Origin of the sequence: Pseudescherichia sp. AS216, from assembly GCF_037152055.1 — a bacterium.
In the GTDB taxonomy this organism is placed as follows: Bacteria; Pseudomonadota; Gammaproteobacteria; order Enterobacterales; family Enterobacteriaceae; genus Pseudescherichia.
Map to the genome: position 1 here is coordinate 72,980 of NZ_JBBCMV010000001.1, position 26,207 is coordinate 99,186.

23 protein-coding genes and 1 other RNA gene are annotated in these 26,207 nt (G+C 57.4%); 9 read left to right on the top strand and 15 right to left on the bottom strand.

What is annotated here, in order from left to right; translation table 11 throughout:
- Positions 1 to 61 precede the first annotated feature (61 nt).
- The 4 genes from ffs (at position 62) to WFN61_RS00365 (ending at position 1,587) form a co-directional block, all read left to right on the top strand.
- Positions 62 to 158: signal recognition particle sRNA small type (gene ffs / locus WFN61_RS00350), an RNA gene on the top strand.
- A gap of 93 nt (positions 159 to 251) precedes the next feature.
- Positions 252 to 860 (top strand): SH3 domain-containing protein, encoded by a 609-nt coding sequence (locus WFN61_RS00355; protein ID WP_312282751.1) that lies wholly within the window; start codon positions 252 to 254, stop codon positions 858 to 860.
- A 269-nt stretch (positions 861 to 1,129) separates the two neighbouring features.
- Entirely contained in the window at positions 1,130 to 1,378 is a 249-nt protein-coding gene (locus tag WFN61_RS00360; protein WP_144814361.1) for a hypothetical protein, read from the top strand.
- Entirely contained in the window at positions 1,375 to 1,587 is a 213-nt protein-coding gene (locus tag WFN61_RS00365; protein WP_238083401.1) for a hypothetical protein, read from the top strand. The genes WFN61_RS00360 and WFN61_RS00365 overlap by 4 nt, the downstream gene beginning before the upstream one ends.
- 34 nt (positions 1,588 to 1,621) lie before the next feature.
- On the opposite strand, the gene yczR is transcribed toward WFN61_RS00365, so the two are convergent.
- Positions 1,622 to 3,049 (bottom strand): MocR-like transcription factor YczR, encoded by a 1,428-nt coding sequence (gene yczR / locus WFN61_RS00370; protein ID WP_337037088.1) that lies wholly within the window; start codon positions 3,047 to 3,049, stop codon positions 1,622 to 1,624.
- An 87-nt stretch (positions 3,050 to 3,136) separates the two neighbouring features.
- Between yczR and yczE the strand changes: the two genes are divergently transcribed.
- The 3 genes from yczE (at position 3,137) to WFN61_RS00385 (ending at position 8,002) form a co-directional block, all read left to right on the top strand.
- Complete coding sequence (yczE, locus tag WFN61_RS00375) at positions 3,137 to 3,751, top strand: membrane protein YczE (RefSeq protein WP_312176625.1); 615 nt, start codon at positions 3,137 to 3,139, stop codon at positions 3,749 to 3,751.
- A 74-nt stretch (positions 3,752 to 3,825) separates the two neighbouring features.
- Positions 3,826 to 4,809, top strand: coding sequence for a LacI family DNA-binding transcriptional regulator (locus WFN61_RS00380; RefSeq protein WP_222889724.1), 984 nt, complete (start codon positions 3,826 to 3,828; stop codon positions 4,807 to 4,809).
- Between the two features lie 118 nt (positions 4,810 to 4,927).
- Entirely contained in the window at positions 4,928 to 8,002 is a 3,075-nt protein-coding gene (locus tag WFN61_RS00385) for a beta-galactosidase (protein ID WP_337037093.1), read from the top strand.
- Here WFN61_RS00385 and WFN61_RS00390 read toward each other — a convergent pair.
- From WFN61_RS00390 to WFN61_RS00445, 12 genes are all read right to left on the bottom strand, one after another.
- Positions 7,983 to 9,563, bottom strand: a complete 1,581-nt coding sequence (locus tag WFN61_RS00390; RefSeq protein WP_337038073.1) for an EAL domain-containing protein — start codon at positions 9,561 to 9,563, stop codon at positions 7,983 to 7,985. The genes WFN61_RS00385 and WFN61_RS00390 overlap by 20 nt on opposite strands.
- A 125-nt stretch (positions 9,564 to 9,688) precedes the next feature.
- A complete protein-coding gene (locus WFN61_RS00395; RefSeq protein WP_186370521.1) occupies positions 9,689 to 10,348 on the bottom strand; it encodes a methionine ABC transporter permease in 660 nt (219 codons plus the stop codon).
- Positions 10,345 to 11,133, bottom strand: a complete 789-nt coding sequence (locus WFN61_RS00400) for a methionine ABC transporter ATP-binding protein (protein WP_312272876.1) — start codon at positions 11,131 to 11,133, stop codon at positions 10,345 to 10,347. The genes WFN61_RS00395 and WFN61_RS00400 overlap by 4 nt, the downstream gene beginning before the upstream one ends.
- Positions 11,130 to 11,936: a MetQ/NlpA family ABC transporter substrate-binding protein gene (locus tag WFN61_RS00405; RefSeq protein WP_144814671.1), complete on the bottom strand. Its 807-nt coding sequence runs from the start codon at positions 11,934 to 11,936 to the stop codon at positions 11,130 to 11,132. Before WFN61_RS00405 ends, WFN61_RS00400 begins: the two co-directional genes overlap by 4 nt.
- Before the next feature lie 36 nt (positions 11,937 to 11,972).
- Complete coding sequence (locus WFN61_RS00410) at positions 11,973 to 13,001, bottom strand: isopenicillin N synthase family dioxygenase (RefSeq protein ID WP_337037099.1); 1,029 nt, start codon at positions 12,999 to 13,001, stop codon at positions 11,973 to 11,975.
- Positions 13,002 to 13,680: 679 nt separating this feature from the next.
- Positions 13,681 to 14,382 (bottom strand): GNAT family N-acetyltransferase, encoded by a 702-nt coding sequence (locus WFN61_RS00415; protein ID WP_337037102.1) that lies wholly within the window; start codon positions 14,380 to 14,382, stop codon positions 13,681 to 13,683.
- On the bottom strand, positions 14,379 to 14,873 hold the full coding sequence (locus WFN61_RS00420; RefSeq protein WP_144814334.1) for a YlaC family protein: 495 nt from the start codon (positions 14,871 to 14,873) through the stop codon (positions 14,379 to 14,381). Before WFN61_RS00420 ends, WFN61_RS00415 begins: the two co-directional genes overlap by 4 nt.
- Positions 14,874 to 14,975: 102 nt before the next feature.
- Positions 14,976 to 15,542: a maltose O-acetyltransferase gene (gene maa, locus WFN61_RS00425; RefSeq protein WP_238083410.1), complete on the bottom strand. Its 567-nt coding sequence runs from the start codon at positions 15,540 to 15,542 to the stop codon at positions 14,976 to 14,978.
- Positions 15,543 to 15,723: 181 nt separating this feature from the next.
- A complete protein-coding gene (locus WFN61_RS00430) occupies positions 15,724 to 15,942 on the bottom strand; it encodes an HHA domain-containing protein (RefSeq protein ID WP_042391642.1) in 219 nt (72 codons plus the stop codon).
- 27 nt (positions 15,943 to 15,969) lie between these two features.
- A complete protein-coding gene (gene tomB / locus WFN61_RS00435) occupies positions 15,970 to 16,344 on the bottom strand; it encodes an Hha toxicity modulator TomB (protein ID WP_042391644.1) in 375 nt (124 codons plus the stop codon).
- Positions 16,345 to 16,778: 434 nt separating this feature from the next.
- Positions 16,779 to 19,928 (bottom strand): multidrug efflux RND transporter permease subunit AcrB, encoded by a 3,150-nt coding sequence (gene acrB / locus WFN61_RS00440; protein ID WP_144814327.1) that lies wholly within the window; start codon positions 19,926 to 19,928, stop codon positions 16,779 to 16,781.
- A gap of 22 nt (positions 19,929 to 19,950) precedes the next feature.
- Positions 19,951 to 21,156 carry an efflux RND transporter periplasmic adaptor subunit gene (locus WFN61_RS00445; protein WP_337037108.1) on the bottom strand — a complete coding sequence of 402 codons (1,206 nt, stop codon included), beginning with the start codon at positions 21,154 to 21,156 and terminating at the stop codon, positions 19,951 to 19,953.
- A 142-nt stretch (positions 21,157 to 21,298) separates the two neighbouring features.
- Between WFN61_RS00445 and acrR the strand changes: the two genes are divergently transcribed.
- Positions 21,299 to 21,952: a multidrug efflux transporter transcriptional repressor AcrR gene (gene acrR, locus WFN61_RS00450; protein ID WP_337037111.1), complete on the top strand. Its 654-nt coding sequence runs from the start codon at positions 21,299 to 21,301 to the stop codon at positions 21,950 to 21,952.
- Positions 21,953 to 22,085: 133 nt separating this feature from the next.
- The gene (gene mscK, locus WFN61_RS00455) at positions 22,086 to 25,436 is read left to right on the top strand and encodes a mechanosensitive channel MscK (protein ID WP_144814320.1); all 3,351 of its coding nucleotides are present in this window, start codon (positions 22,086 to 22,088) and stop codon (positions 25,434 to 25,436) included.
- Positions 25,437 to 25,442: 6 nt separating this feature from the next.
- Here mscK and rsmS read toward each other — a convergent pair whose 3' ends face one another.
- Positions 25,443 to 25,601 (bottom strand): pleiotropic regulatory protein RsmS, encoded by a 159-nt coding sequence (gene rsmS, locus WFN61_RS00460; protein ID WP_072015242.1) that lies wholly within the window; start codon positions 25,599 to 25,601, stop codon positions 25,443 to 25,445.
- 18 nt (positions 25,602 to 25,619) lie between these two features.
- Positions 25,620 to 26,147 (bottom strand): primosomal replication protein N'', encoded by a 528-nt coding sequence (gene priC, locus WFN61_RS00465; RefSeq protein WP_042391652.1) that lies wholly within the window; start codon positions 26,145 to 26,147, stop codon positions 25,620 to 25,622.
- Positions 26,148 to 26,207 lie beyond the last annotated feature (60 nt).

Genomic DNA, 26,207 nt, shown 5'->3' on the forward strand with positions numbered 1-26,207 from the left:
GCCGGGCCGTACAGTGATAATGCGTCCGCGCGTTGGTTAACAACGCTCTCAATGGGGGCCCTGTTGGTTCTCCCGCAACGCTACTCTGTTTACCAGGTCAGATCCGGAAGGAAGCAGCCAGAGCAGATGACGTGTGTGCCGGGATGTAGCTGGCAGGGCCCCCACCCATTTCTGCTCCCCAGGTTCTCTTTCTTTGTTTTATCCTACGAATCGTATATGTCTTCATATGAAAGTCTGGAGAAGGGACGGCAATGACAACTAAAGTGACGCGTATCGTTTACGGTTTTTCTCTCTTAATGGCGGCATTTTCATCGTATGCCACAACGCTACAGTCTGGCATGTACGAAGGTCTGCTACTGGCCGTTTCACCGACGGGAAATATCACGGGATACTACTCCGAATCGGCTGAAGATAGCGTGAAGCGTACCTGCACCTTCTTTCTGACAGGCCATGTTTCAGCGCAGCAGCCGGACAAGATCACCTCCTGGTCTTCCTCTGTTCTCCCAGGCTATATTGCGGCTAATTCAACGGGTGTCACATTAACCCTTCCCGATGGGCAAAATCATGCGGGTTGTATGAGTGTGCTGATGCCTGAAATTGCCACAGGCCTGGAGCTGGATACGACGCAGCAGACACGCTGGCAAACGCTGATGCAGGTAAGCAGCCCGCGCGCTTATCTGAGCACCACGCCTGATGCCGCGACCCGACGTAAAGCATGGATCGTTAAAGGCGACGTGGTGGGAGTAATAGAGAGACAGGCTGGCTGGACAAAAGTTGAGTTTGTTAACGGCAGTGGAAAGACCACGCCCGGCTGGGTGAGCAGTAATGATCTGCAGCCATTAACGCCTCCGGCATCCTGATCGGTTTACTTCTCGCCTGAACCCAATATTGCCGAGCGCGGCTTTCGCACCGGCAATCTATAGCCTTATCTAAAATCACGCCTCTGTCGTATTGCCTGACATCTATTTGTCATTAAACTGAAATGGTATTGTCATTTTTATGTCATATATTCCTGCCACAGTATTATTACAGTCATGCGATCAACGGCGTTTAAAGAAAACTATTTCTGGATCAACGGAAAAAGCTGGTGTATTAATTACTCGTCTCATTTATACCGAAAGGGATACTCATGGTCAGCGCAGTGTTAAACGTTAAAATTGACGAAGCAGTAAAAGAGAAACTTCGCCAGTATGCAGAGGCGAATAATGAGAACCTCAGCACGGCAACCGAAAAGCTGCTTCTGCTCGCGCTTGAATCAAGCGAGGGCGAGGTCTCCGAAGAAGATATCGACAGCCAGCATACGGAAGAAGAGAACGCATCGGCCCTGAGTGTGAAAGAGATCAAGGCGTTACGTAAACTGCTGAAGAAGAAAAAATGAAACCGCTACAGTCAACCGCCAGCAACTATGCTGAAGCCTGCGAGCAGCTGCGCTCCGGCTACGTTAAACAGGTTCGTCTGAACTGGAACGTCGGGACCGATGAGTTTTTTCGTATTGCATCTGAGTGGTGTGATGCGGGCGCAAAAATAAAAAAACAGGGCGAGAGTTTTATTATTGCCCTGAAAGGTTTTCCTATTCCCCGGCAGTAGCGATATTGCGATCGGTAAACCGATCGCTGTCACATTAAATATATTTCCGTTGCCTTATAATCGACGGTTGTTTAATTAATGAAGACCATATTGGCTGTAAGGCCATAAATGCCTCCTGCAGGATCGCTTCCGGCTGGGTAAACGGCATCCGCAAATAACGTTCGAATGCCCCCGCCAGACCAAAACGCGTTCCTGCTCCCAGATGAATACCCACGCTCTCCGCGCCGGTGGCAAATCGCGTCGCCAGCGCTTCCGGCAGCTCCACCCAAAACGAGAGTCCTCCCTGCGGGAGCTGTGTCTGCCACGCCGGAAAAATGTCCTGCATCAGGCGCAGGCATTCGTCGCGGCGTGTGGCCAGCATGTGTCGATGGGCAGGCAAAAAGGTTTCTCCATTCTCAATCAGCCAGCGGGCGGCAAGCTGCTCCAGCACCGGCGTACCCAGATCAAGGGTGTCACGCATCTGTACCAGCGAGGCGATAGTGCGGGCCGGGGCGCGGATCCAGCCCAGCCGCAGACCGCCCCAGAAACTTTTGGCAGCAGAGCCGAGCGAAATCACCGACCCATCCGGGCTAAAGGCAGCCAGCGGCGGCGGGGGAGGGGCGTCATACCAGAGATCGGTCATGGTTTCGTCCACCACCAGCGTGGTGCGCGTGCGGGCCGCAATCTCCGCTACGGTTTGCCGGGTTGCAGCGTCCATACAGCGGCCGGTGGGATTATGAAAGTCCGGCATCAGGTAGGCGAGCCTCGGTGAGGTCTGGCCGATGGTTGCCGCCAGCCCGTCGGTATCCCAGCCCTGCGCGGGCAGCGCAACACCAACCGGCCGGCAGGATGCCCCCTCAATCGCCGCTATCGCCAGCGGGTAGGTGGGGTGATCCACCACCACCCGATCCCCTGGCCCGGTTAGCAGACGCAGGATCAGCGCAAAACCGCTGAGCGCCCCGTTAACGATCATCACCTCATCAGGCCGGGTCGGCAGGCCGCGCGCCGCATAGCGGGCGGCGATGGCGTCGCGTAACGTTAGTAATCCCTGCTGATCGTAGCCGGTAGAGCCGAAGTGCTGCGGCATCGCGATCAGCGCCTGCTGGTACGCCTGATGGATCTCCGGGCTGGCCCCCAGCGAGGCGGTGGAGAGATCCAGAGCGCTGCCTGCGTGGGTACGGGTTGGCACCGTGCGGCTGCTTTCGGGCAGCATCACAACGGAGCCGCTGCCCTGGCGACTCAGGAGAAAGCCCTCATCCCGCAGTTGCGCCAGCCCGCTGGCTACAGTAGTGCGGCTGATGCCGAGGGCCGCAGCCAGCTCGCGCTCGCCCGGCAGACGGGTTTCCAACGCCAGGCGACCGTCAAGGATCAGCATCCGCAGCGCCTGAGCAAGCTGCTGCCAGAGCGGCGTGCGCGAAGGGGTATGTTGCCACTGGCCCAGCAGGCGTACCAGCGACTGGCTTCCAAATCGACGTGATGACATAGGCAGTCCACTTTTTTAAAACTGGTCATTAATGATAATGCCACTAAGAGAGAGGATGTCACTCTCTTTGATTGAACGAGGTGAACTATGCTGCGGCGACTCCTGCAACTCTATATCGGCCTGACGCTCTACGGCGTCTCTACCGCCATGTTTGTCCGGGCGGATCTCGGCGCCGATCCGTGGAACGTATTTCATCTTGGCGTAGCGAAGCTCCTTTCACTCAATATTGGCGTGGTGATGATTGCCGTCGGCGCGCTGGTGCTGCTGCTGTGGATCCCCCTGCGCCAGCGTCCAGGTCTCGGCACCATCAGTAACGTGGTGATGATTGGATTAGCCGCCGACGCCGCGCTGGCCCTGATGCCGCCTCTGGAGTCGCTGCTCGCTCGCAGTTTACTGCTGGCTGCCGCGGTGATAGTCAACGCGCTGGCAACCGGAATGTATATCGGGGCGGGATTCGGTGCGGGCCCGCGCGACGGTCTGATGACCGGTATTAACGCCCGTACTGGCTGGTCGGTGCGCGTGGTGCGTACCGCCATTGAGGTAGGCGTCCTGCTGCTGGGCTGCGCAATGGGCGGCACCTTTGGTGTCGGGACGGTGCTCTACGCGCTGGCGATTGGCCCGCTGATCCAGCTCTGCCTGCCGTGGTTTCGCCAGCCATCCCCGATTGTGCCCGCCCCCCAGCCGCAGGAGAGCGCGTTGTAAACCCGCGAAGCGCTCACAGCAACGGTGAGCGCTTTGGGTTACACTGGCAGCACGCCAGCTGCCAGGGTAACCCCATGAAATCCATTACGCTTTATGATGTCGCCCGTTTTGCGGGCGTCTCCTACCAGACCGTCTCCCGCGTCATTAACCAGGCGGAGCACGTCTCGGCTCGTACCCGCGAGAAAGTGCTGTTTGCCATGCGCGAGCTGAACTACGTTCCCAACCGGGGCGCGCAGCAGCTGGCGGGCAAACGTAGCCGCACCCTGGGGCTGCTCACCAGCGATCTGGCTCTCCATGCGCCGTCGCAGATCGCCTCGGCGGTGAAAAACCGCGCCGCGCAGGCCGGGGCTGGGGTCATCATCGCTATGCCCGAGCAGGCGACCCAGGCAGCCTGTGTGCTGGCGTTGCAGGAGCTGCTGGCTCAGCGGGTCACCGGGCTGCTGATCAACCTGCCGTTGGAGGACGATCAGGCCGAAGAGCTTGCGGCGCTGGCGCATCCAACGCCAACGCTGTTTCTCGACGTCAGCCCGACGGCCAGGGTGAATAGCCTGGTATTTGATGCCGCAGAAGGGGCAAGGCTGGGGGCTGAGCATGTGTTGACCCTGGGCCATCGCGTTATTGCCCTGCTCGCCGGGCCGCCTGGCTCGGTGTCAGCCCGGGCGCGCCTTGCGGGCTGGCTGGAGACGCTGGAGAATGCCAGGGTCACGCCAGCGGCTACCGCGCACGGCGACTGGAGTGCGGCCTCAGGGTATGAACAGGCGCAGCGGCTGCTGGCCTCTCATCCGCAGCCTGAAGCCATTCTGGTGGCCAACGATCAGATGGCCCTTGGCGTCCTGCGCGCCTGTGCGGAAAAGGGCTTCGCCGTGCCCGGTCAGATCTCGGTTATCGGCTATGACGATACCGCCGACAGCGCCTGGTATACGCCACCGCTGACCACGATACGTCAGGCTTTTAAAGAGGCAGGGGAGCGCAGCGTTGACTGGCTGCTTCAGCCTCCCGCTGATGAACTAAGCCAGACGCTGCTGCCGGTGACGCTGGTCATTCGCAGCTCGGCCTAAAAACCTTTTCGCTTTTGTGATCGCTCCCGCTTATAGCGATGGCGATCCTTTACCTTTCTTCCTTGTCCGGGCATGGTACAGAAAATTGTGAGCGCTTCGCAAAAATCATGAGGTCGACATGTCCGCTGCTGCACTGAACACCCTGCTTGCCCGCCGCGATTGGGAAAACCCGGTTGTGACCCACTGGAACCGCCTGCCGATGCACGTCCCTCTGCATAGCTGGCGTGACGCTGACGAGGCGCGCCATGACAGCGGCTCGCCCTCGTGGCGGCTGCTCAACGGCGAGTGGCGGTTTAGCTTCTACTCCGCCCCGGAAGCGGTGCCAGCAACCTGGATAGAAGAGGATTGCGCCAGCGCCGTTGCGATGCCGGTGCCCTCTAACTGGCAGATGCAGGGTTTCGATACGCCGATCTATACCAACGTTACCTACCCGATCCCGGTCACGCCGCCCTATGTCCCGGCGCAGAACCCCACTGGCTGCTATTCGCTGACGTTTGATGTGGATGCGGCATGGCTGGCAAGCGGTCAGACGCGGATTATCTTTGAAGGGGTCAACTCAGCCTTCTATCTCTGGTGTAACGGGGAGTGGATTGGCTACTCGCAGGATAGCCGCCTGCCCGCAGAGTTCGATCTCAGCGCGGTGCTGCGACCGGGGGCAAACCGGCTGGCGGTGATGGTGCTGCGCTGGTGCGACGGCAGCTATCTGGAAGATCAGGATATGTGGCGAATGAGCGGTATCTTCCGCGACGTGGTGCTGCTGCACAAGCCTGCCACCCACATCAGCGATTTCCAGGTCGAGACCGCGCTTAACGCCGAATTTAACCATGCCCGAATAAGCACCACCGTGCAGCTTGCCGGTGAGCTGGCCAACTGCCGGGTGGCCGTTGCCCTGTGGCGCGGCGGGGAGCAGATCGCCTGCGCAGAGCAGCGTCCCGGCAGCGCGATTGTGGACGAGCGCGGCGCATGGGCCGAGCGGCTAAGCGTCGAGTTCGCTGTCGATAAGCCCGATCTCTGGAGCGCTGAAACGCCGCATCTCTATCGGCTGACCGTTGCGCTGCTGGATGCCGAGGGCCGTCTGCTGGAGGTCGAAGCGTGCGACGTGGGCGTGCGCAAGGTGGAGATTAGCCACGGTCAGCTGAAGGTCAACGGTAAGGCGCTGCTGATCCGTGGGGTTAACCGTCATGAGCATCACCCGGAAACCGGCCAGGCGGTGGACGAGGCTACCATGCGTCGGGATATCGAGCTGATGAAGCAGCATAACTTTAACGCCGTGCGCTGCTCTCACTACCCGAACCATCCTCTCTGGTACCGGCTGTGCGATCGCTACGGCCTCTACGTCGTCGATGAAGCCAATATTGAAACCCACGGCATGGTGCCGATGAGCCGACTGGCCGACGATCCGCACTGGTTCCCTGCCATGAGCGAGCGCGTCACCCGCATGGTGCAGCGCGACCGCAACCACCCCTCCATCATTATCTGGTCGCTGGGGAACGAGTCCGGCCACGGCGCAAGCCATGACGCGCTCTACCGCTGGGTGAAGTCCAGCGATCCGACGCGTCCGGTACAGTATGAGGGCGGCGGGGCGAACACGGCCGCCACCGATATCATCTGCCCGATGTATGCCCGCGTCGATATGGACCAGCCTTTCCCCGCCGTGCCGAAGTGGTCGATTAAGAAGTGGATTGCCCTGCCGGATGAGACGCGCCCGCTGATCCTCTGCGAGTACGCCCATGCGATGGGCAACAGCTTCGGCGGCTTTGCCAAATACTGGCAGGCGTTTCGTGATAACCCCCGCCTGCAGGGCGGCTTTGTCTGGGACTGGGTCGACCAGGCGCTGACGAAGCGGGATGAAAACGGCAACGCCTTCTGGGCCTACGGCGGTGATTTTGGCGATACGCCGAACGATCGCCAGTTCTGTATGAACGGGCTGGTCTTCCCGGATCGCACCCCGCATCCGGCCCTCTATGAGGCCCAGCGCGCACAGCAGTTTTTCCAGTTCCGCCTGATCGGCACCGCGCCGCTGGTGGTTGAGATCCACAGCGATTACCTCTTCCGCAAGGCGGATAACGAAGTGCTGCGCTGGAACATTGCCCGCGACGGCGAGGTGCTTGCCGAGGGCGAGCAGTCTCTAGCGATCCTGCCTCAGGGCGTGCAGCGTCTGGAGATTGACGCGCCTGCGCTGTCGGCCATACCGGGGGAGGTATGGCTTAATGTTGATGTGTATCAGCCGCGAGCTACCGCATGGTCACCAGATAACCACCGTTGCGCGTGGGATCAGTGGCGGCTGCCTGCGCCGCTGGCAATCACCCCGCCGGAGGAGGCGGGCCCCGGCGCGACGCTGGCTATTAGCGACGAAGCCTATAGCGTTAACTGGCAGGATCGGCGCTGGCACTTCTCACGCCGTAGCGGCGATCTGGAGCAGTGGTGGTGCGGTGAGACGCCGACGCTGCTGACGCCGGTTCGGGATCAGTTCACCCGCGCGCCGCTTGATAACGATATCGGCATTAGCGAGGTGACGCGTATCGATCCCAATGCATGGGTTGAACGCTGGAAGGCGGCGGGCATGTACGCCATGACGCCGCGTCTGCTGCACTGCGCGGCGAAGGAGAGCGCCGGAGAGGTGGTCATCACCACCCGGCACGCCTGGTCCCATGAGGATAAGGTGCTGTTTATCAGCGATAAGCGCTGGCGCATCGACAGCTGCGGCGTGCTGCACGGTGACGTTGACGTGCAGCTTGCCACCGACGCCCCGCCGCCGGCAAGGATAGGCCTCAGCTGCCAGCTGGCAGCGGTAGAGGCGTCTGTGAGCTGGCTGGGCCTGGGGCCACATGAGAACTACCCTGACCGCAGACTGGCGGCGAGCCAGGGACGCTGGACGCTGCCGCTAAGCGCGCTGCATACGTCCTATATTTTCCCCAGTGATAACGGTCTGCGCTGCGATACGCGTCAGCTGGAGTACGGCGGGCACCGGCTTAACGGACGCTTTCACTTCTCTCTGAGCCGCTACGGCCAGCGTCAGCTTTATGAGACGAGCCATCACCATCTGCTGCGGGAAGAGGAGGGCTGCTGGCTTAACCTCGACGCGTTTCATATGGGCGTAGGCGGCGACGACTCGTGGAGTCCGAGCGTGTCGCCGGAGTTCATACTGGCTGAAGATCGCGTGCGCTACGCCTTCAGCTGGCGTCAGGCGTAACCTTATCGGGCCGGAGGTTCGCTTCGGCCCATGCCATAAACGCATCTTTCGGCAGCGCCTTGCTGTAGAACCAGCCCTGGGCAAACTGCACCCCGTGATCGCGCAGCCACTCCAGCTGGCCTTTGGTCTCAACACCCTCCGCGACCATCGCCAGCCCCAACGCTTTTGCCATCTCGATAATGTGTGGAGTGACGTTTTTATACTCCAGCGCATCCACGAAGGATTTGTCGATCTTCAGGATGTCGACTTCCAGATGCTGTAGATAGCTCAGGCTGGAGTAGCCGGTGCCAAAGTCATCGATATAGATGGCATGCCCGGCACGGCGAAGCTCGGCAATGGCCGGGGAGCTGACTTTGGGATCGGCAAAGCCGCGCTCGGTGATCTCAAGCGCAATTTGCGAAGCGCTAAGCCGCCAGCGGGCCAGCAGCGCACTGAGCAGGTCTGGCAGGGTTTTCGACAGCAGATCGCCGGGATCGAGGTTGATCGAGACGTGTTGATCCGGATGGTGCTGTAACCAGAGGCCCAGATCTTCAAATACCGTCTCAATAATCAGCTGCGTAAGCTGCGGCATCAGGCCAGACTGCTCCGCCAGCGGAATAAAGATATCCGGCGTGAGAAAGCGACCATCAGCCTGCCGCCAGCGGGCCAACGCCTCGGCCCCGACCACTTTTCCACTGCCAAGAGCGATAATCGGCTGATAGTAGACCTCAATATCGCGCGCGTTAATGGCATCCAGTATACGGTAGTGGGGCGACTGCAGGCGGCGCAGCACACGTAGCAGGAAAAATGCGATCAGCAGGCTCAGGAGTACGCCGATCGGAAGCCAGATCAGTAGCTGTCGGTGCCAGCCCTTTTCCAGCGGCGCGAGGGAGGATTGGGTAACGACGGCGATCCCTAATTCGGGAAAACGCCTGATATCATACAGCTCGCCTTGAAACGTAAGCTGGTTCTCTTTGGTCTGATGCAGCTGCTGCCAGATAGCAGGAGTAAAATTGCCGCTACTGACAATAATCCGCTCCGTTTTCAGACCGATCAGCGACACACTTATGGGCGAGGAGCCGAACGGCAGCACATCAATAAACGACAGGGGATCGATCATTACCACATGACGCTCGCTACCCAACGCCGCCATGATCCGTTTTATACCCACATCGTTTTGGGTAGTTAGCCAGGCACGGTAGCCGTCCGGAGTGACTCTTTGTGCTGGCGGCAGCGCAACTTCGCGGCTGGTGTTCTCCAGCGATGAGCAGAGAGGACGGAGGTGATCGACATAGAGCACCTCCTGAAGATAGTGATTAGAGAAGGCGGCTCTGCGCATCGCCTGCAGGTGCTCAGGGCTACAGGGGGTACCTGTAAACTGGTCCATCTTATTCAGGGTAACCTTGGCTTGCTGAAGCACTTTTTGCGTGCGTATGACGACCCGGTCAGCGTAGGCATCCAGCTCGCGTCTGAAGGTCTCATGTGCCTGAAGGTGCGCCAGCCAGACGCTAAGTCCCATGGGAACCAGCACCGCAAGAACCAGCACAACGGTGACAACGCTTCCCAGCCGTCGGTTTGTCATCATCAAACATTCCTTTTTGATATATGGCGAAAGAAAGTGGGCTTACAGCAATCCTGTCTTTATACCACTCTCTGCACTCCTCCTCTGCTATTTTGCGCTAAAATTCCGTAATGCAAACACATGGTTTAGCGGCGATGCGCCAGGCGTCGCACCAGACGATCGCCACTCATCTGCACTCCCTGTACCAGGGCCACGAGAATAATCACCGTACCTACCATCACCTGGTCATTAAAACGCTGATAGCCGTAGCGAATGGCAAGATCCCCCAGCCCGCCACCGCCAATGACGCCGGCCATCGACGAGAAGCCAATTAGCATCACCACGGTGAGCGTGATCCCCGCCAGCAGCGTCGGCAGCGCCTCCGGCAGCAGGGCTTTGACGATAACGTGCCAGACGCTGCCGCCCATCGACAGAATGGCTTCGATTCGGCCATAGTCCACCTCGTCCAGCGCGTTCTCCGTTAGCCGGGCAAAGAAAGGAAACGCGCCGATAGTAATGGGGACTACCGCAGCGGTGCTGCCGAGGGTGGTACCAATCAGCAGGCGCGTAAAGGGGATTAGCGCAATGAGCAGCACGATAAACGGCAGCGAGCGGCCCAGGTTGATAATGGCCCCCAGCACGGCACTGGTTTTAGGCATCGGCAGCAGGCCGTTTGCCCGTGAGATATAGAGTAATACGCCAATGGGCAGGCCAATCAGCACGGTAAACAGGGCGGCCAGCGCCACCATGTAGAGAGTCTCCAGCGTGCCGTTCAGCAGCATTGGCCACAGCTCGTCCCAGCTCATGCTACGCATAGTGGCCTCCCGTTTACGCCATGTCGCTCCAGGAAGAGACGTTCCGCCTGCGGGTCGGGTAGCAGCGACTGGCGCAGACGCGACCACGGTGTGGCCAGCAGGTCAGCGATCTTCCCGCTTTCAATCAGCTCGCCGTTCTCCAGCAGCGCCGCGTGATCGCAAAGGCTTTTTACCACCTCTAACTGGTGGGTGATCAGCACAATCGTCAGGCCTAGCTGGCGGTTGATATCCGCCAGTAGGCTGAGCACCGACTGCGTGGTCTCGGGGTCCAGTGCGCTGGTGGCTTCGTCGCAGAGCAGCACCTGCGGGCGCGCTGCCAGCGCACGGGCGATACCGACGCGCTGCTTCTGCCCGCCGGAGAGTTGGGAGGGGAAAGCCTGCGCCTTGTCGCTCAGGCCCACCAGGTGCAGCAGCTCCTCGACCCGCGCCCGACGCTGTGCTTTGGCAACGCCAGCGATCTCCAGCGGCACGGCGATGTTGTCTGCCACACTGCGGGCATGCAGCAGATTAAAGTGCTGAAAAATCATGCCAGTTTGCAGACGGTGCGCGCGCAGGGCCGCTTTATCGAAGCCGGTGATGTCGCGTCCGTTGACCAGAATGCGGCCGTGTGTCGGCCGCTCCAGCAGGTTCAGGCAGCGGATCAGCGTGCTCTTGCCCGCGCCGCTGCGCCCGAGAATGCCGTAAACGGCGCCTTCAGGAACGGTTAACGAGATGTCGTTCAGCGCCGGTCGGCCTGCTCCGGCATAGGTTTTACTCAGCCCTTCAATCACAATCATGACTGCGGTGCGACCGGAATAACCGATCCGTTGTAGTTTTTACGGATAAATTCGGCCACCTGCGGCGAGGTGAGATCCTTTGCCAGCTCCTTGATACGCGGATCGTTGGCCAGCGCCGGGTTGGTCACCAGAATATTGGCATAGGGGTTATGTTCGGCGCTCTCCAGCCCCAGCGCGTCTTTAGCCGGAGTGAGGCCTGCCTCCAGGGCGTAGTTGCCATTGATCACCGCCAGATCGACGTCGTCCAGCGAGCGGGGGATCTGCGGGGACTCGATCTCAAGAATTTTAATGTGCTTCGGATTCTCAGCAATGTCCTTCGGCGTGGCGAGGGTGGTGGCGGGATCGGTAAACGTCGCGTTGAGCTTAATCAGGCCCTGGCTTTGCAGCAGGAACAGCGAGCGGCTCAGGTTGGTGGTGTTGTTCGGCACTGCCACCGTAGCGTTGTCAGGAATCGACTTGAGATCTTTATATTTGCGCGAGTAGATGCCCAGCGGTTCAATGTGCACCGTCGCCGCCACGGCAAAGGTTTTGCCCAGCGCCTTCTCCTGGTCCTTTAGATACGGAACGTGCTGGAAATAGTTGGCATCAACGTCGCCGTTCGCCAGCAGCTCGTTAGCGTTGACGCCGCTGGTCAGCTCTACCACTTTGATATCCAGTTTAGGGTCAAACGTTTTGATATAGTTAAGAATTTCCGCATGCGGCACGGCGTCCGCCGCAATGCGCAACGCTTCTGCATGGGCTGAGCCCCATGCCAAAGAGAGAGAGAGTGCCAGCCCGGCCAGTTTCAATGCTGCAGGTTTCATCATTTTTATCCTTTCTCGTTATGTCAGTGGGTTAAATCAGGCAATCAGCTGTTCGCTGCGCTCGCGCAGCACGTCCCGGTAGTAACGCTCGGCCACGTCCGGATGGGATCGCAGCCGTCCTTTCAGGTAGTTCCAGCCCACGTCGCGCAGCAGCGGATTTTGCGGATCGCTCTCGGGTCCGTAGGCCTCCTGCGCCAGCGGCTCGGGAAGGGCATAGACCGGTACTACCGCATCCAGCTGCGCACCGAGGAAGAAGGCGATCGACAGCCGCTCCTGCCCAGCGGGGGGAGAGACGACGCGGTGAACAGTGGCGCGCAGGTAGCCGTTGGTGGCCAGCTCCAGCAGCTCACCGATGTTTACCACAAAGCTTCCGGCTAGCGGGGCGGCATCCAGCCAGCGGCCCGGCGTAACCTCCACCTGCAAGCCTCGTTGCTCATCCTGCAGCAGAAAACTGAGGAAGCCGGAGTCCTTGTGTGCGCCGACGCCCTGCTGGCTCTCGGTTGCGGGCTGGCCAGGGTAACGGATCAGCTTGATATGCTCATTAGGCTTATCGCCGTACAGCGCATCAAAGGCGTCAGGGGGGAGATCCAGGGCCTGGGCGAAGGCGCGCAGCAGGTTGAGCGCCATGCTGGTCATCGCTTTTTGCCAGGCGAGGAGGGCAGGTTTTAGCGTCGGCTGCGCCTCTGGCCACAAATTCGGCCCTTGCAGACGCAGCCAGCGAGGTTCGTCCCCGGTAACGTTCAGGGCCGAACGTTCAGCGCCAATATCAAATTGTTCGCGCCAGTCAGGCTGGCCACGCGTCAGCTCAGAGGCCGCACGGTTATAGCCGCGAAAATGGGGCGAGTGGATCATCGCCACCTGCTGCTTCTCCACATCAGAAAGAGCAAAGAAGCGGCGGGCCTCTTGCTGGACGGCCTGCTGCAACACGTCGTCTACGCCATGGTTCACCAGATAGAAGAAACCGATATCTCGTGCGGCATGACGCAGCTGCTCCAGAAAGGCGGGACGCGCGTCGGGATCGGTAAAGTGCGACAGGTCAAGAACGGGCAGGCGAGTAGCGGTCATGGCTGGCTCCTTATAGTGGCTTTCTGGCAGAGTGCCCTAACGCCCTGGTTTCAACCAATAACCTTCTTTTCTAATTTATGACCGAGCAGGATCACGTGCTTTTGCGAAAAACGCATAAGGTAGATGAGGTGGGGGAGCGGGCTCTCGGTAGCCCAAAATGACAAGAGCCCTGACTTGAGAAGCCAGGGCTCTTAGGGTACTACAGATATTGCGTTTAACATTAAGGAACTTAACTACATGATACTGCTTATGGTACTGCTTTAAATGTACACGTTTAAGGTCTTAGACCTCGGTACTCAAGTACACACCCTTCGCGATATACACTATTTGATGCGTGGCCTTACTTCCATTGCGATTTAAAACATGACGTTTTAACTCACAACCCATACAACATAAAACAGAGCCTTACATCATCGCGATTTCGTTCACACCCTGCGATTGTAGAAACTGACTACGTGGCCTTAAAGCGTCATCGGGTAGGCTTGCAACTGATTTACGCTACGCCGACTCTCCCATACAACAATGCTTCGTGGCCTTTATCGCATTTATTAACTACATCTTACTACCTAACAGCGACCTCACTAAGCAACGCTGTTACCTTAAATCTAATACTTTTTGTGCGTATGTCAATACGGGACGAGACAGCTATTTTGATACCCGCTTCGTTACCAACAACGTGCTACGTCCGCAGGGACGTCAAAGAGCAGCGCTGTTTGCCGTCAGCAGTAAAGTTATCTGGCGCGAGCCAGCGTTGCAGAGCGGCGTCAACGTCTGGCCACTCACCGTCAATGATGGAGAACCAGTCGGTATCGCGATTGTGCCCTTTCACGACTAACGCCTGACGAAAGCGGCCCTCATACTGAAAACCTAAGCGCAGCGCAGCCTGGCGTGAAGGCTCATTAAGAGTGTTACACTTCCACTCGTAGCGGCGGTAGCCGAGCGTCGCAAAGGCGTAGCGCATTAGCAGCCATTGGGCTTCGGTCGAGGCGGGGGTACGGCTCAGCAAGGGGGCGAAGTGGACGTGGCCGACTTCGATAACGCCGTTGTTAGCGTCAATGCGCATTAGCGCAAGGGTACCTACCGGCCTCTCAGTTTGCGTATCGATTACCGCAAAGTGGAGCGGGTCTTGCAATTGTTCCGTGCTCTCGACCCAGGCCGCATACTGCTCGATGCTCTCTTCCGGTTCGCGCGGCAGCCAGGTCCAGCTACGACTATCGCCGTCAAGCTGATAGGCGGCAAAGAGCGCATCGGCATGAGTGCGCGTGAGTGGTTCAAGGCGGCAATAGCGTCCATGTAGAACAACGCGCTGCGGCAGCGGGCGAGGTTGCCAGCCGGGAAGGGCGTTGCCAACCGGCTGGCCATAGTGATTATACTGATTCATGAAGCGACCTGTGGTTGAGCGTGCGGCCCAGTTTTCGGCTTCGTCAGAGAGTAGATATCGTAGAACGAAAGCTCGCCTTTTCTCTGTACCATCTGCTGCAGCTGGCTCTTTTGCGCAGCCTCAACCTTAGGCGACTGCATAATAGCGTCGATCAGCTCCGTCGGCACACAGCGCGTGTTGTACCACTCGCCGTTATAGCAGACGCGGAAATCGAGCACGTCGATATCCTCATAGCGGTAGCGCGGGTAGACATCAAAGAAGAAGAAGCCGTTCAGCAGGGCAAAAAGCACCACCAGCAGCCAGACGGAGCCTGCTAAGGTTTCAGACTGGAGCATAACCGCCAGAGTAGCAAACCAGCCCACATACATGCCGATAAACAGCCAGGGATGGTTGCGGATAAAGCTAATGCTGAAGCGTGGCCGGTTGTCACGCTTCTCGCGAATATTTAGCTCGTTGATCGTTTGGTTAAGCAGTCGCTCTATTTCTGTCATTTTTTACCTTTGGGGATCGCACAAAACGCAGGTGAAACAGCCTATTTTACGATCTGCGCTGATAAAAAAAAGTAACAGCCAGGCAACAAAAAAGCATAACAGTTATGCCGACGCCGACGACAGCTTTTTAATAATCCGCGCGGGATTACCCGCCACCACCACGTCGTCAGGGATATCGCGGATCACCACGCTACCGGAGCCGATAACGACGTTGTTGCCAATGGTCACGCCCGGGTTTATCACAGCCCGACCGCCGACCCAGACGTTGTTGCCAATGGTTACGGGCGCTCCGAACTCTAATCCGCTGTTACGTTCGGTGGCATCAACGGGATGGGTGGCGGTGTAGATGTGCACCCCTGGGGCGAACATGCAGTTATCGCCAATATGAATAGGGCAGACGTCTAACATTACACAGTCAAAATTGGCATAAAAATCATTGCCGAGGAAAATGTTATAGCCGTAGTCGCAGCGAAAACTGGGCTCGATATAGGCATTACCGCTTTTACCGAGCAGCTCGGCAAGCAGGCCGCGCCGTTCGCTCTTTTCGCCAGGAGCGGAGTGGTTATACTGATGCAGCAGCTCCCTGGCACGCAGGCGATCTGCCCTTAATGTTTCATCGCCAGCTCGGTAGAGCTGTCCGGCAATCATTTTCTGCTTTTCTGTACTCATGGCTATCTCACTGTTAAACGTAACAGGAACATCCTGGATGGAGATAGCCGGGAAGAGTATCGCGCTGAGTTTAGAATGTGATTGAGCTCACATTACTTTGTAAGACAAAACCCCGGCGCTAAGACCCATCAAAACACGTCTGATAAAGACAGCGAGAAATGGCTATGACACGGTGCGCAGACTAACGAACAAACTTCCACACGGAGGAGGGGATTTTGTCATACAGTTTATTCATGGTCAGTTCAGCCAGTCGATGATCGGCCGCGGAATAAAAAACTGTGAGCTCGTTGTCAGACAGTTCGTATTTATTTTTTTCAATCACCCGTTCAAGCGTGTCAATTGTCTGACAGCGCCGTAGGCGCATCAAATAATCTACTTTGGTTAATGGTTTATCAGACATAAATTCACCTATGTATTTGTAATAGTTTTAACAGGACAGACTAACAGGGTTAGCCTTGCTCACATTAACGAAACAGCGAAACAGGCGATTGCCGGATTTGCGCCATTTCTGCAAGTCTTCTGTGCTAATGCCATAGCTACTGAACAGCATGAACGTGTCGTCCAGGTATTCGTCTATCTGGGCGATCAGTTTATTATCTTCATTATACTTAATTTTATAATTAAGTGCGAAGGTCGCAATATGCTCAATCAGCTCGTTCAACTGCAAATTGATTGCTGACGTAGGGTCGTTAACCCAGCCGTGATGACTCTCTTCAAGGTTAGAGAGGCAATCATGGTACAACGTTTCGCAAAGAAATTTCAGCTGCGCGACATCATGCCTTTTTGGCGAGTATTCGTCCATAACGTATCCCCTTCTAAGTGGCTTTTTTTTCACATGGAACACCGTTTCGGGATGGATACCTCCTTGAGGTCGGCGTGTAAGCTGCTCTTACGCCTCACTTAAACTATAAGTCACTCTGAAAAAGATTTCCTGGAGCGATTACGAAAAATTACAATTATCATCTTTTGCTTTCGTTTTTCACCAGGCCAAAGGGCGAACCATGCTTGCCTGTATGTTATCCACTAAGAATATTCTTACGGTAAGAGGCTTTTACTATTAATTAAGAATATCTTTACTTCTCAAGATAATCCCTTAAGCCTTAAGAATTATATGCCTTATATTTGTTACAGAAATTAACGCAATAAACAATAAGCCTTCATGATGATTTTCAGGCGAATAATGAAAAAGGCCGCTTGCGCGGCCTTTGATTCACAAACTCCAGCTTTCAGAGCGGATTAGTGATGCTCAACCGGATGAGTGTGCTCCACGTCTTCAGATTTGCGGCTGAAGCGGCGGCGTACCACCACGAAGAACACCGGCACAAAGAAGACGGCCAGTACGGTCGCGGTCACCATCCCGCCCATTACGCCGGTACCTACCGCGTTCTGTGCGCCAGAGCCTGCGCCGGTGCTGATAACCAGCGGCATAACGCCGAGGATAAACGCCAGCGAGGTCATCAGGATAGGACGCAGACGCATACGTACTGCCTCAAGCGTCGCCTCGATCAGCCCTTTACCCTCTTTCTCCATCAGATCCTTGGCGAACTCGACGATTAATATCGCGTTCTTCGCCGACAGGCCGATGGTGGTGAGCAGGCCCACCTGGAAGTAAACGTCGTTGCCCAGCCCGCGGAACGTTGCCGCCAGCAGTGCACCGATGACCCCGAGCGGAACAACCAGCATGACCGAGAACGGAATTGACCAGCTCTCATACAGCGCTGCCAGACAGAGGAAGACCACGATCAGCGAGATAGCGTACAGGGCAGGGGCCTGGTTACCAGAGAGGCGTTCCTGGTAGGACATGCCCGTCCAGTCGTAACCCACGCCCGCAGGCAACGTGCCCGCCAGCTGCTCCATCATGTCCATCGCTTCACCGGTACTCTTACCAGGACCCGCTTCACCGAGGATCTCCATTGACGGCAGACCGTTATAGCGCTCCAGACGCGGTGAGCCGTACTCCCAGTGCGACGAGGAGAAGGCCGAGAACGGAACCATCTGACCATCGCTACCGCGCACGTACCAGTTATTGATATCGCTTGGCAGCATACGGTATTTAGCCTGTGACATAACGTAGACTTTCTTCACGCGACCGCGGTCGATGAAGTCGTTTACGTAGCTGCCGCCCCAGGCGGTACCCAGCGTTGTATTGATATCGCTAATAGAAACGCCCAGCGCCTGCGCTTTCTCCTGATCGATATCGATCTTGAACTGCGGCGTATCTTCCAGGCCGTTAGGGCGTACGCCCACCAGCAGATCAGGGTGCTTGGCGACCTCGCCGAGCAGTTGGTTACGTGCCTGCATCAGCTTGTCATGGCCGAGGTTACCCTGGTCAATCAGCTGGAAGTCGAAGCCGGTTGCCGTACCCAGCTCAACAATCGCCGGCAGGTTAAAGGCGAAGACCATCGCATCTTTAATCTGTGAGAAGCGAGCGCTGGCGCGGCCTGCAATGGCCGGAACCTTGTTCTCTTCCCCCGCACGCTCTTCCCAGTTTTTCAGCGAGACGAACGCGATACCGGTGTTCTGACCGCGACCCGAGAAGCCGAAGCCGTTAACGCTGAACACCGAGTTCACGTTCGCTTTTTCGTCTTTCAGGTAGTAGTCGGTGACCTCATCGAGCACCTTCTGCGTACGCTCCTGCGTGGCCCCTGCTGGCAGCTGCGCCATGGTTAAGAATACACCCTGGTCTTCATCTGGCAGGAACGAGCTTGGCAGACGTACAAACAGGAACGCCATGCCCGCAACAATGATGATATAGAGCAGCAGATAACGACCGGTGCTGCGCAGAATATTGCCTACGCTGTCGGTGTAGTGGTGCGTGCTCTTATCAAACATGCGGTTAAACCAGCCGAAGAAGCCTTTTTTGCCTTCGCCGTGGTCGCCTTTGGCGATAGGCTTCAGCATGGTGGCACAGAGGGCTGGCGTCAGGATCAGCGCAACGATAACCGACAGCACCATCGCCGAAACGATAGTAATCGAGAACTGGCGGTAGATCGCACCGGTAGAGCCACCGAAGAAGGCCATCGGGATAAATACCGCGGACAGCACCAGGGCAATACCCACCAGCGCGCCCTGAATCTGCCCCATCGATTTCCGCGTGGCCTCTTTAGGAGAGAGCCCCTCTTCGGCCATAACACGTTCGACGTTCTCTACCACCACGATGGCGTCATCAACCAGCAGGCCGATTGCCAGCACCATACCAAACATGGTGAGGGTGTTTATCGAGTAGCCGAAGGCGGCGAGGATGGCGAAGGTACCCAGCAATACCACCGGAACGGCAATCGTTGGGATCAGCGTTGCACGGAAGTTTTGCAGGAACAGGTACATTACCAGAAACACCAGCACAATCGCTTCGACCAGCGTTTTCACCACTTCGTTAATGGAGATTTTAACGAACGGCGTGGTGTCGTACGGGTAGACCACCTTCAGGCCTGCCGGGAAGGTTGGCTTCAGGGACTCAATAGTCGCACGTACGGCATTGGCGGTATCCAGCGCGTTAGCGCCGGTCGCCAGTTTGATCCCCAGACCCGAGGCTGGCTGACCATTGTACTTAGCGATAACGTCGTAGTTCTCGCCGCCCAGCTCAATCTCTGCCACGTCACGCAGGCGAACCTGGGAGCCATCCGGGTTTACCTTCAGCAGGATCTTACCAAACTCTTCCGTCGAGGTGAGTCGGGTCTGAGCGATAATCGAGGCGTTCAGCTGCTGTCCTTTCACCGGCGGTGTGCCGCCGAGCTGACCTGCTGCTACCTGGGCGTTCTGCGCCTTAATAGCGTTGATGACATCAACCGGCGTAAGCTGGAAGTTGTTCAGCTTGTTCGGATCCATCCAGATTCGCATCGCGTACTGGGCACCGAACAGCTGCACGTCACCGACGCCCGTAGTACGGCTAACCGGATCTTTCACCGTCGCGCCTACGTAGTCAGCGATATCTTCCTGGGTCATCGAACCATCGGTGTTGATCATCCCCAGCACCATCAGGAAGCTGCTGGATGACTTCTCAACGCTAACGCCCTGCTGCTGTACTTCCTGCGGCAGCAGCGGCATGGCCAGCTGCAGTTTGTTCTGCACCTGAACCTGCGCGATGTCCGCATCGGTACCGGAGTTAAAGGTCAGCGTGATCTGCACCGAGCCGGACGAGTCGCTGGTGGAGGACATGTAAAGCAGGCCATCGATACCGTTCATGTTCTGTTCGATAACCTGCGTCACGGTATCCTGCACCGTTTTCGCATCTGCGCCAGGGTAGTTTGCTGAGACCGTCACCGCCGGTGGCGCAATCGAAGGATATTGCGCTACCGGCAAGTTGAGGATCGAAAGCGCCCCCGCCAGCATGATAATGATCGCGATAACCCATGCGAAGATGGGGCGATCGATAAAAAACTTAGACATGTCTTAACGGCTCCTGTTTAAGTTAAGACTTCGTTTGTTCTGACTGGGCGCCAGCTGCAGCTTGCTCTTTCTTGTCAGAAGCCTGATCGGTATTTACTTCCTGCACTTTTACCTGCGCGCCCGGCCGAACTTTCTGCAGGCCGGTGACGATCACGCGATCGCCATCTTTCAGACCGCCGGTGACCAGCCACTTATCGCCAATCGCTTGGGAGGTCTGTACCTGACGGGTTTCAACCTTATCGCCTTCGCCCACGACCATCGCAGATGCTTCCCCGCGCGGTGTACGGGTAATACCCTGCTGTGGAACCAACAGCGCGTTCGGGTTCAGACCCTCTTCCAGTCGGGCGCGGACGAACATGCCCGGCAGCAGGGTCTGATTCGGGTTAGGGACGATAGCGCGCAGGGTGATCGAACCAGTGGTTTCATCCACGGTCACGTCAGAGAACTCCAGGGTACCGGCCTGCGGGTAGGTAGAACCATCGTTAGTGAGCAGCTCTACTTTAGCCTTGCCGTTCTCCTGCTTCAGGGTGCCTTTTTCCAGCTCCTGTTTCAGGCGCAGATAGTCGTTGCTGGACTGGGTCACATCAACGTAGATCGGATCGAGCTGCTGAACGGTCGCCAGGGCGTTAGCCTGCCCGGTCTGCACCAGCGCGCCTTCGGTGACGGACGATTTACCAATGCGGCCACTGATAGGGGAGGTCACCTTGGTATAGGCGAGGTTAATACGTGCGGTCTCCACGGCGGCTTTCGCGGCCACGACCGAAGCGTTGGCCTGCTGCGCTTCCGCCTGGGCGTTATCGAAATCCTGCTGGCTGATGTACTTGGTGCCAATCAGGCTCTGATAGCGCTTCAGGGTAACCTGCGCAATGCTCGCGGCGGCCTGAGCGCGGGCTAAATCGCCTTTTGCACTCTCATAAGAGGCCTGGTAAGGAGCTGGATCGATTTGATAGAGCGAGACACCCGCTTCAACGTCGCTGCCCTCGGTGAAGTTACGTTTCAAAATGATGCCGCTAACCTGAGGTCTGACTTCCGCCACGCGATAAGCGCTGGTGCGGCCTGGCAGTTCAGTGGTCATCTGCAGAGGTGCGGATTTGAGTGTCACAATGCCAACTTCTGGCGCTTGCTGTGCTCCTTGTTGAGCCGGTTTATCATCACATCCTGTTAGCGCTAAGCTGCCCGAAAGCATCAGAACGGCCGCCAGAGGGGTAAATCCTCTGTTTTTGTTCATAGGTAAACCTCGAGTGTCCGATTTCAAATTGATCAGTGGATCAAATGCCCACAAACCCATTGCTGCGTTTATATTATCGTCATGCTATGGTACATACATTCATAAATGTATGTAAATCTGACTCCCATAAAATCACCAACATATGGCACGAAAAACCAAACAACAGGCTCTGGAGACGCGTCAGCATATTTTAGATGTCGCCATGCGGCTGTTTTCAACGCACGGCGTCTCCAAGACGTCTCTGGCAGACATTGCGCACGCTGCAGGTGTCACGCGTGGCGCAATCTATTGGCACTTCAAAAATAAATCAGATTTATTTGGTGAAATTTGGGAACTGTCAGAGTCCAGTATCGGCGATCTAGAGCTTGAGTATCAGGCAAAATTCCCTGACGATCCACTCTCAGTTTTACGCGAAATACTGGTCTATGTCCTTGAAGCAACCGTTGTCGAAGAGCGCCGCCGGTTAATGATGGAGATCATTTTCCATAAGTGTGAGTTTGTCGGCGAAATGGCCATAGTGCAACAGGCACAGCGTAATTTATGCCTCGAAAGTTACGATCGTATTGAACAGACTCTCAGCCACTGTATTAAAGCGAAAATGCTGCCCGCTAATTTGCTCACCCGTCGCGCAGCCATTTTGATGCGCAGCTACATCTCTGGCATTATGGAAAACTGGCTCTTCTCACCGCAAACGTTTGATCTTAAAAAGGAGGCGCGTGACTACGTCGCTATCCTGCTGGAGATGTTCCAGCTCTGTCCCACCATGCGGGCAACGCCAGGTCTGCTCAACGCCTGATTTTCCTTCATAACGCCAGGAAATATCCTGGAGGGTATGCGCATTGCTATGTTGTCCCAGACGGGCGTGATATTCTCTGCGCGTGGTCAGTCCCGGCCCGCTTTCCCGTTAAGAAACCATTCATCTAAAAATTATGCTGCACTCCATACGCTCGCAAAATCCGCTCTCCGCTTTTGCCATGGTGCTGGTGCTTATCGTAAGCCTGTTTACGACGGCTTCGTATGCCCGCGCCAGTACCGACCTGCCTAATCGTGCAGAGGTGCAAAGCCAGCTTGATGCGCTGAATAAGCAAAAAGACCCTACGCCGCAGGACAAGCTCGTCATTGACGATCTGACGCAAACCCTGGATACCCTCGACAAGATCGAGCGGGTCAAGCAGGAGACCACTCAGCTTCGCCAGAAGGTGGCCCAGGCACCGGATAAGATGCGCGAGGCGACGGACGGGCTTAATGCGCTCAGCGATAAAGACAACGATGAGGAAACGCGCAAAACCCTGGCCACGCTCTCACTGCGTCAGCTGGAGTCGCGAGTCTCGCAGCTGCTGGACAATCTCCAGGCCGCGCAGAACGATTTGGCGACCTACAACAGTCAGCTGGTGGCCCTGCAAACCCAGCCGGAGCGGGTGCAGAATGCCATGTACACGGCCTCACAGCAGCTGCAGCAGATCCGTAACCGCCTGAACGGTACCGGGGCAGGCGAGGGCGCGCTGCGGCCGACCCAGCAGACGCTGCTGCTGGCCCAGCAGGCGCTGCTGAATGCCGAGATCGACCAGCAGCGAAAAAGCCTTGAGGGCAACACGACTCTGCAGGATACCCTGCAAAAGCAGCGCGACTACGTGACGGCCAACAGCAACCGTCTGGAGCATCAACTTCAGCTCCTGCAGGAAGCGGTCAACAGCAAGCGCCTGACGCTGACGGAAAAAACCGCCCAGGAGGCCGTCACGCCGGACGAAACCGCGCGTATTCAGGCCAATCCGCTGGTGAAACAGGAGCTGGAGCTTAACCACCAGCTCAGCGAGCGGCTGATCAACGCCACGGAAAACGGCAACGCGCTGGTTCAGCAGAATATCAAAGTTAAAAACTGGCTCGATCGCGCTCTGCAGTCCGAGCGCAATATCAAAGAGCAGATCTCGGTGCTGAAGGGGAGCCTGCTGCTGTCGCGCATTCTCTACCAGCAGCAGCAGACGCTGCCCTCCGCCGACGAGCTGGCGGATATGACCAACCGCATCGCCGACCTGCGCCTTGAGCAGTTTGAGATTAACCAGCAGCGCGATGCTCTGTTCCAGAGCGACGCCTTCGTCAGCAAGCTGGAGGAGGGGCACACCAGCGAGGTAAACGATGAGGTGCACGATGCGCTGCTGCAGGTCGTTGATATGCGCCGTGAGCTGCTCGACCAGCTCAATAAGCAGCTCGGCAACCAGCTGATGATGGCCATCAACCTGCAGGTTAACCAGCAGCAGCTGATGAGCGTTTCAACGAGCTTACAAGAGGTGCTGACCCAGCAGATCTTCTGGGTGAACAGCAACAAACCGATGGACTGGGAGTGGATTAAAGCCTTCCCGCAGGCGGTTAAAGAGCAGTTCCGCACCATGAAGATCACCGTGAACTGGGAGAAAGCCTGGCCTGCGGTAGCCATTGCGTTTTTAGCCGGGCTGCCGCTGCTGCTGATCGCGGGCCTGATCCGCTGGCGTCTGGGCTGGCTGAAGCAGTACCAGGCGCGCCTGGCGGACGAGGTGGGCCAGCTGCGTAACGACAGCCAGGGGCACACGCCGAAGGCGATCCTCATCGACCTGATCCGCGCCCTGCCGGTCTGTCTGCTGATCCTGGCGGCAGGTCTGATCCTGCTTACCATGCAGCTTAATATTAGCGAGCTGCTATGGGCCTTCAGTAAAAAGCTGGCGCTCTTCTGGCTGGTATTCGGCGTGTGCTGGAAGGTGTTGGAGAAAAACGGCGTCGCGGTCACCCACTTCTCTATGCCTGCGGAGCTGACCAGCCACTGGCGTCGCCAGATTGTCCGCGTCAGTCTGGCGCTGCTGCCGCTGCACTTCTGGTCGGTGGTCTCCGAGCTGTCGCCGCTGCATCTGATGGACGACGTCACCGGGCAGATTGTGATCTTCCTGAATCTGCTGGTAATAAGCATTCTGGTGTGGCCGATGTGCCGCGACAGCTGGCGCGATAAAGAGTCCCATGCCCTGCGCCTGCTGACCGTGACGGTACTCTCTATTGTGCCGGTGGCGCTGATGGTGCTGACGGCGACCGGCTACTTCTACACCACGCTGCGCCTCTCCGGCCGCTGGATTGAGACCGTCTATCTGGTGATTATCTGGAACCTACTCTACCAGACGGTGCTGCGCGGACTTAGCGTGGCGGCGCGACGCATCGCCTACCGCCGTGCGCTGGCGCGTCGGCAGAATCTGGTGAAAGAGGGGGCCGAGGGCGCGGAGCCGCAGGAGGAGCCGACCATCGCCCTGGAGCAGGTTAACCAGCAGACGCTGCGTATTACCATGCTGGTGATGGTGGCGCTGTTTGGCGTCGTCTTCTGGGCAATATGGTCCGATCTGATCACCGTGTTTGCCTACCTCGACAGCATTACGCTCTGGCACTACAACGGCATGGAGGCGGGTGCCAGCGTGGTGAAAAGCGTCACCATGGGCAGCCTGCTGTTTGCGCTCATCGCGGCGATGGTGGCCTGGGCGCTGATCCGCAACCTGCCAGGGCTGCTGGAGGTGCTGGTGCTCTCGCGCCTGAAGATGCGCCAGGGGGCCTCCTATGCCATCACCACTATCCTTAACTACGTGATTATCGCTGCCGGTGCGATGACGGTATTTGGCTCGCTGGGCGTATCATGGGATAAACTCCAGTGGCTGGCGGCGGCGCTATCGGTTGGTCTTGGTTTTGGCTTGCAGGAGATATTCGGTAACTTCGTCGCCGGTATTATTATCCTGTTTGAGCGTCCGGTGCGCATCGGTGATACGGTGACCATCGGGACCTTCTCCGGGACGGTGAACAAGATCCGTATCCGTGCCACCACTATTACCGACTTTGACCGCAAAGAGGTGATCATTCCGAACAAAGCCTTTGTGACCGAGCGCCTGATCAACTGGTCGCTCTCCGATACCATTACCCGCGTGGTGGTGCGTCTTGGGGTAGCCTACGGCTCCGATCTTGATAAGGTGAAAGGGGTACTGCTGAAGGCGGCGATGGATCACCCGAAGGTAATGCACGATCCGGAGCCGGCGGTCTTCTTCACGACCTTTGGCCCGAGCACGCTGGATCACGAGCTGCGTCTCTACGTGCGTGAGCTGCGGGATCGCAGCTATACGGTAGATGAACTGAACCGCACCATCGATCGGCTATGCCGCGAGAACGGCATCAACATTGCGTTTAATCAGCTGGAAGTGCACCTGCGCAATGCGAAAGGTGAAGAGCTGACCGAGGTAAAACGCGATCTGAGTGACGACAATGGCGCGCCTTCTATCGCCTGATCGGTTTTAAGAGCGCGTGTCCTGCAGCGGGACTTTTTTCTCAAAGTCCCGCTTTACTATCTCCAGCGCTTTCAGCACGGTTTCCGGCGCAATGGCGTGCTCTTCCAGCAGCATAATCAGATCTACTGCCAGCTTGACCTCTTCCGGCGCATTTTCCAGCGACATATTCACTCCTGTTATTCCCTAGCGTGTTAACCGGGCCAGTACGTTCTCAATCCGCGCCAGCGCGCTGCGACAGCGTGCCAGCCGGCCTTCCAGCGCCACGACGTCGCGCTGTAGCGTTTGCTGCTCTTCAAAACCGGTGGCTCTGGCGAGCAGCAGCTCGCGCGCCCGTTTCATCTCCTGCAGGCGGCGCTCGTACTGCTGATGCTGTAGCCGCTTGCGCTGCCATTTGGTCACCCCCGGCGAGGCGCTGTCCCACTCCCGGAGCGACCAGGTGGCCGTTTCCCGGGTAAGGGCGGCGAGCTGTGACGAGAGATGTTCCGCCAGCCAGGCCACCTGCGGCAGCTGTCCGGCATCCACCGCGTGGCGCAGCGCGGCGAGATTATGGTCAACCTCGTCCAGACAGGCACGCATTAACGTGCTGCGCGTTTGAAACAGATGGCGATCAAAGCGTGCGCTGACGGTAGCGTGATGTGCCAGCGGTGCAGCCCGCTCACGCAGGGAAGCGAGCTGTTTTTCCAGTGAATCTAAAAGCAAAGCCGTTTTCAACAATCTCTCCCCTGTATTCATCAGGGCTATGCTACATTAGCCAAAAAGCCCGATAACGAT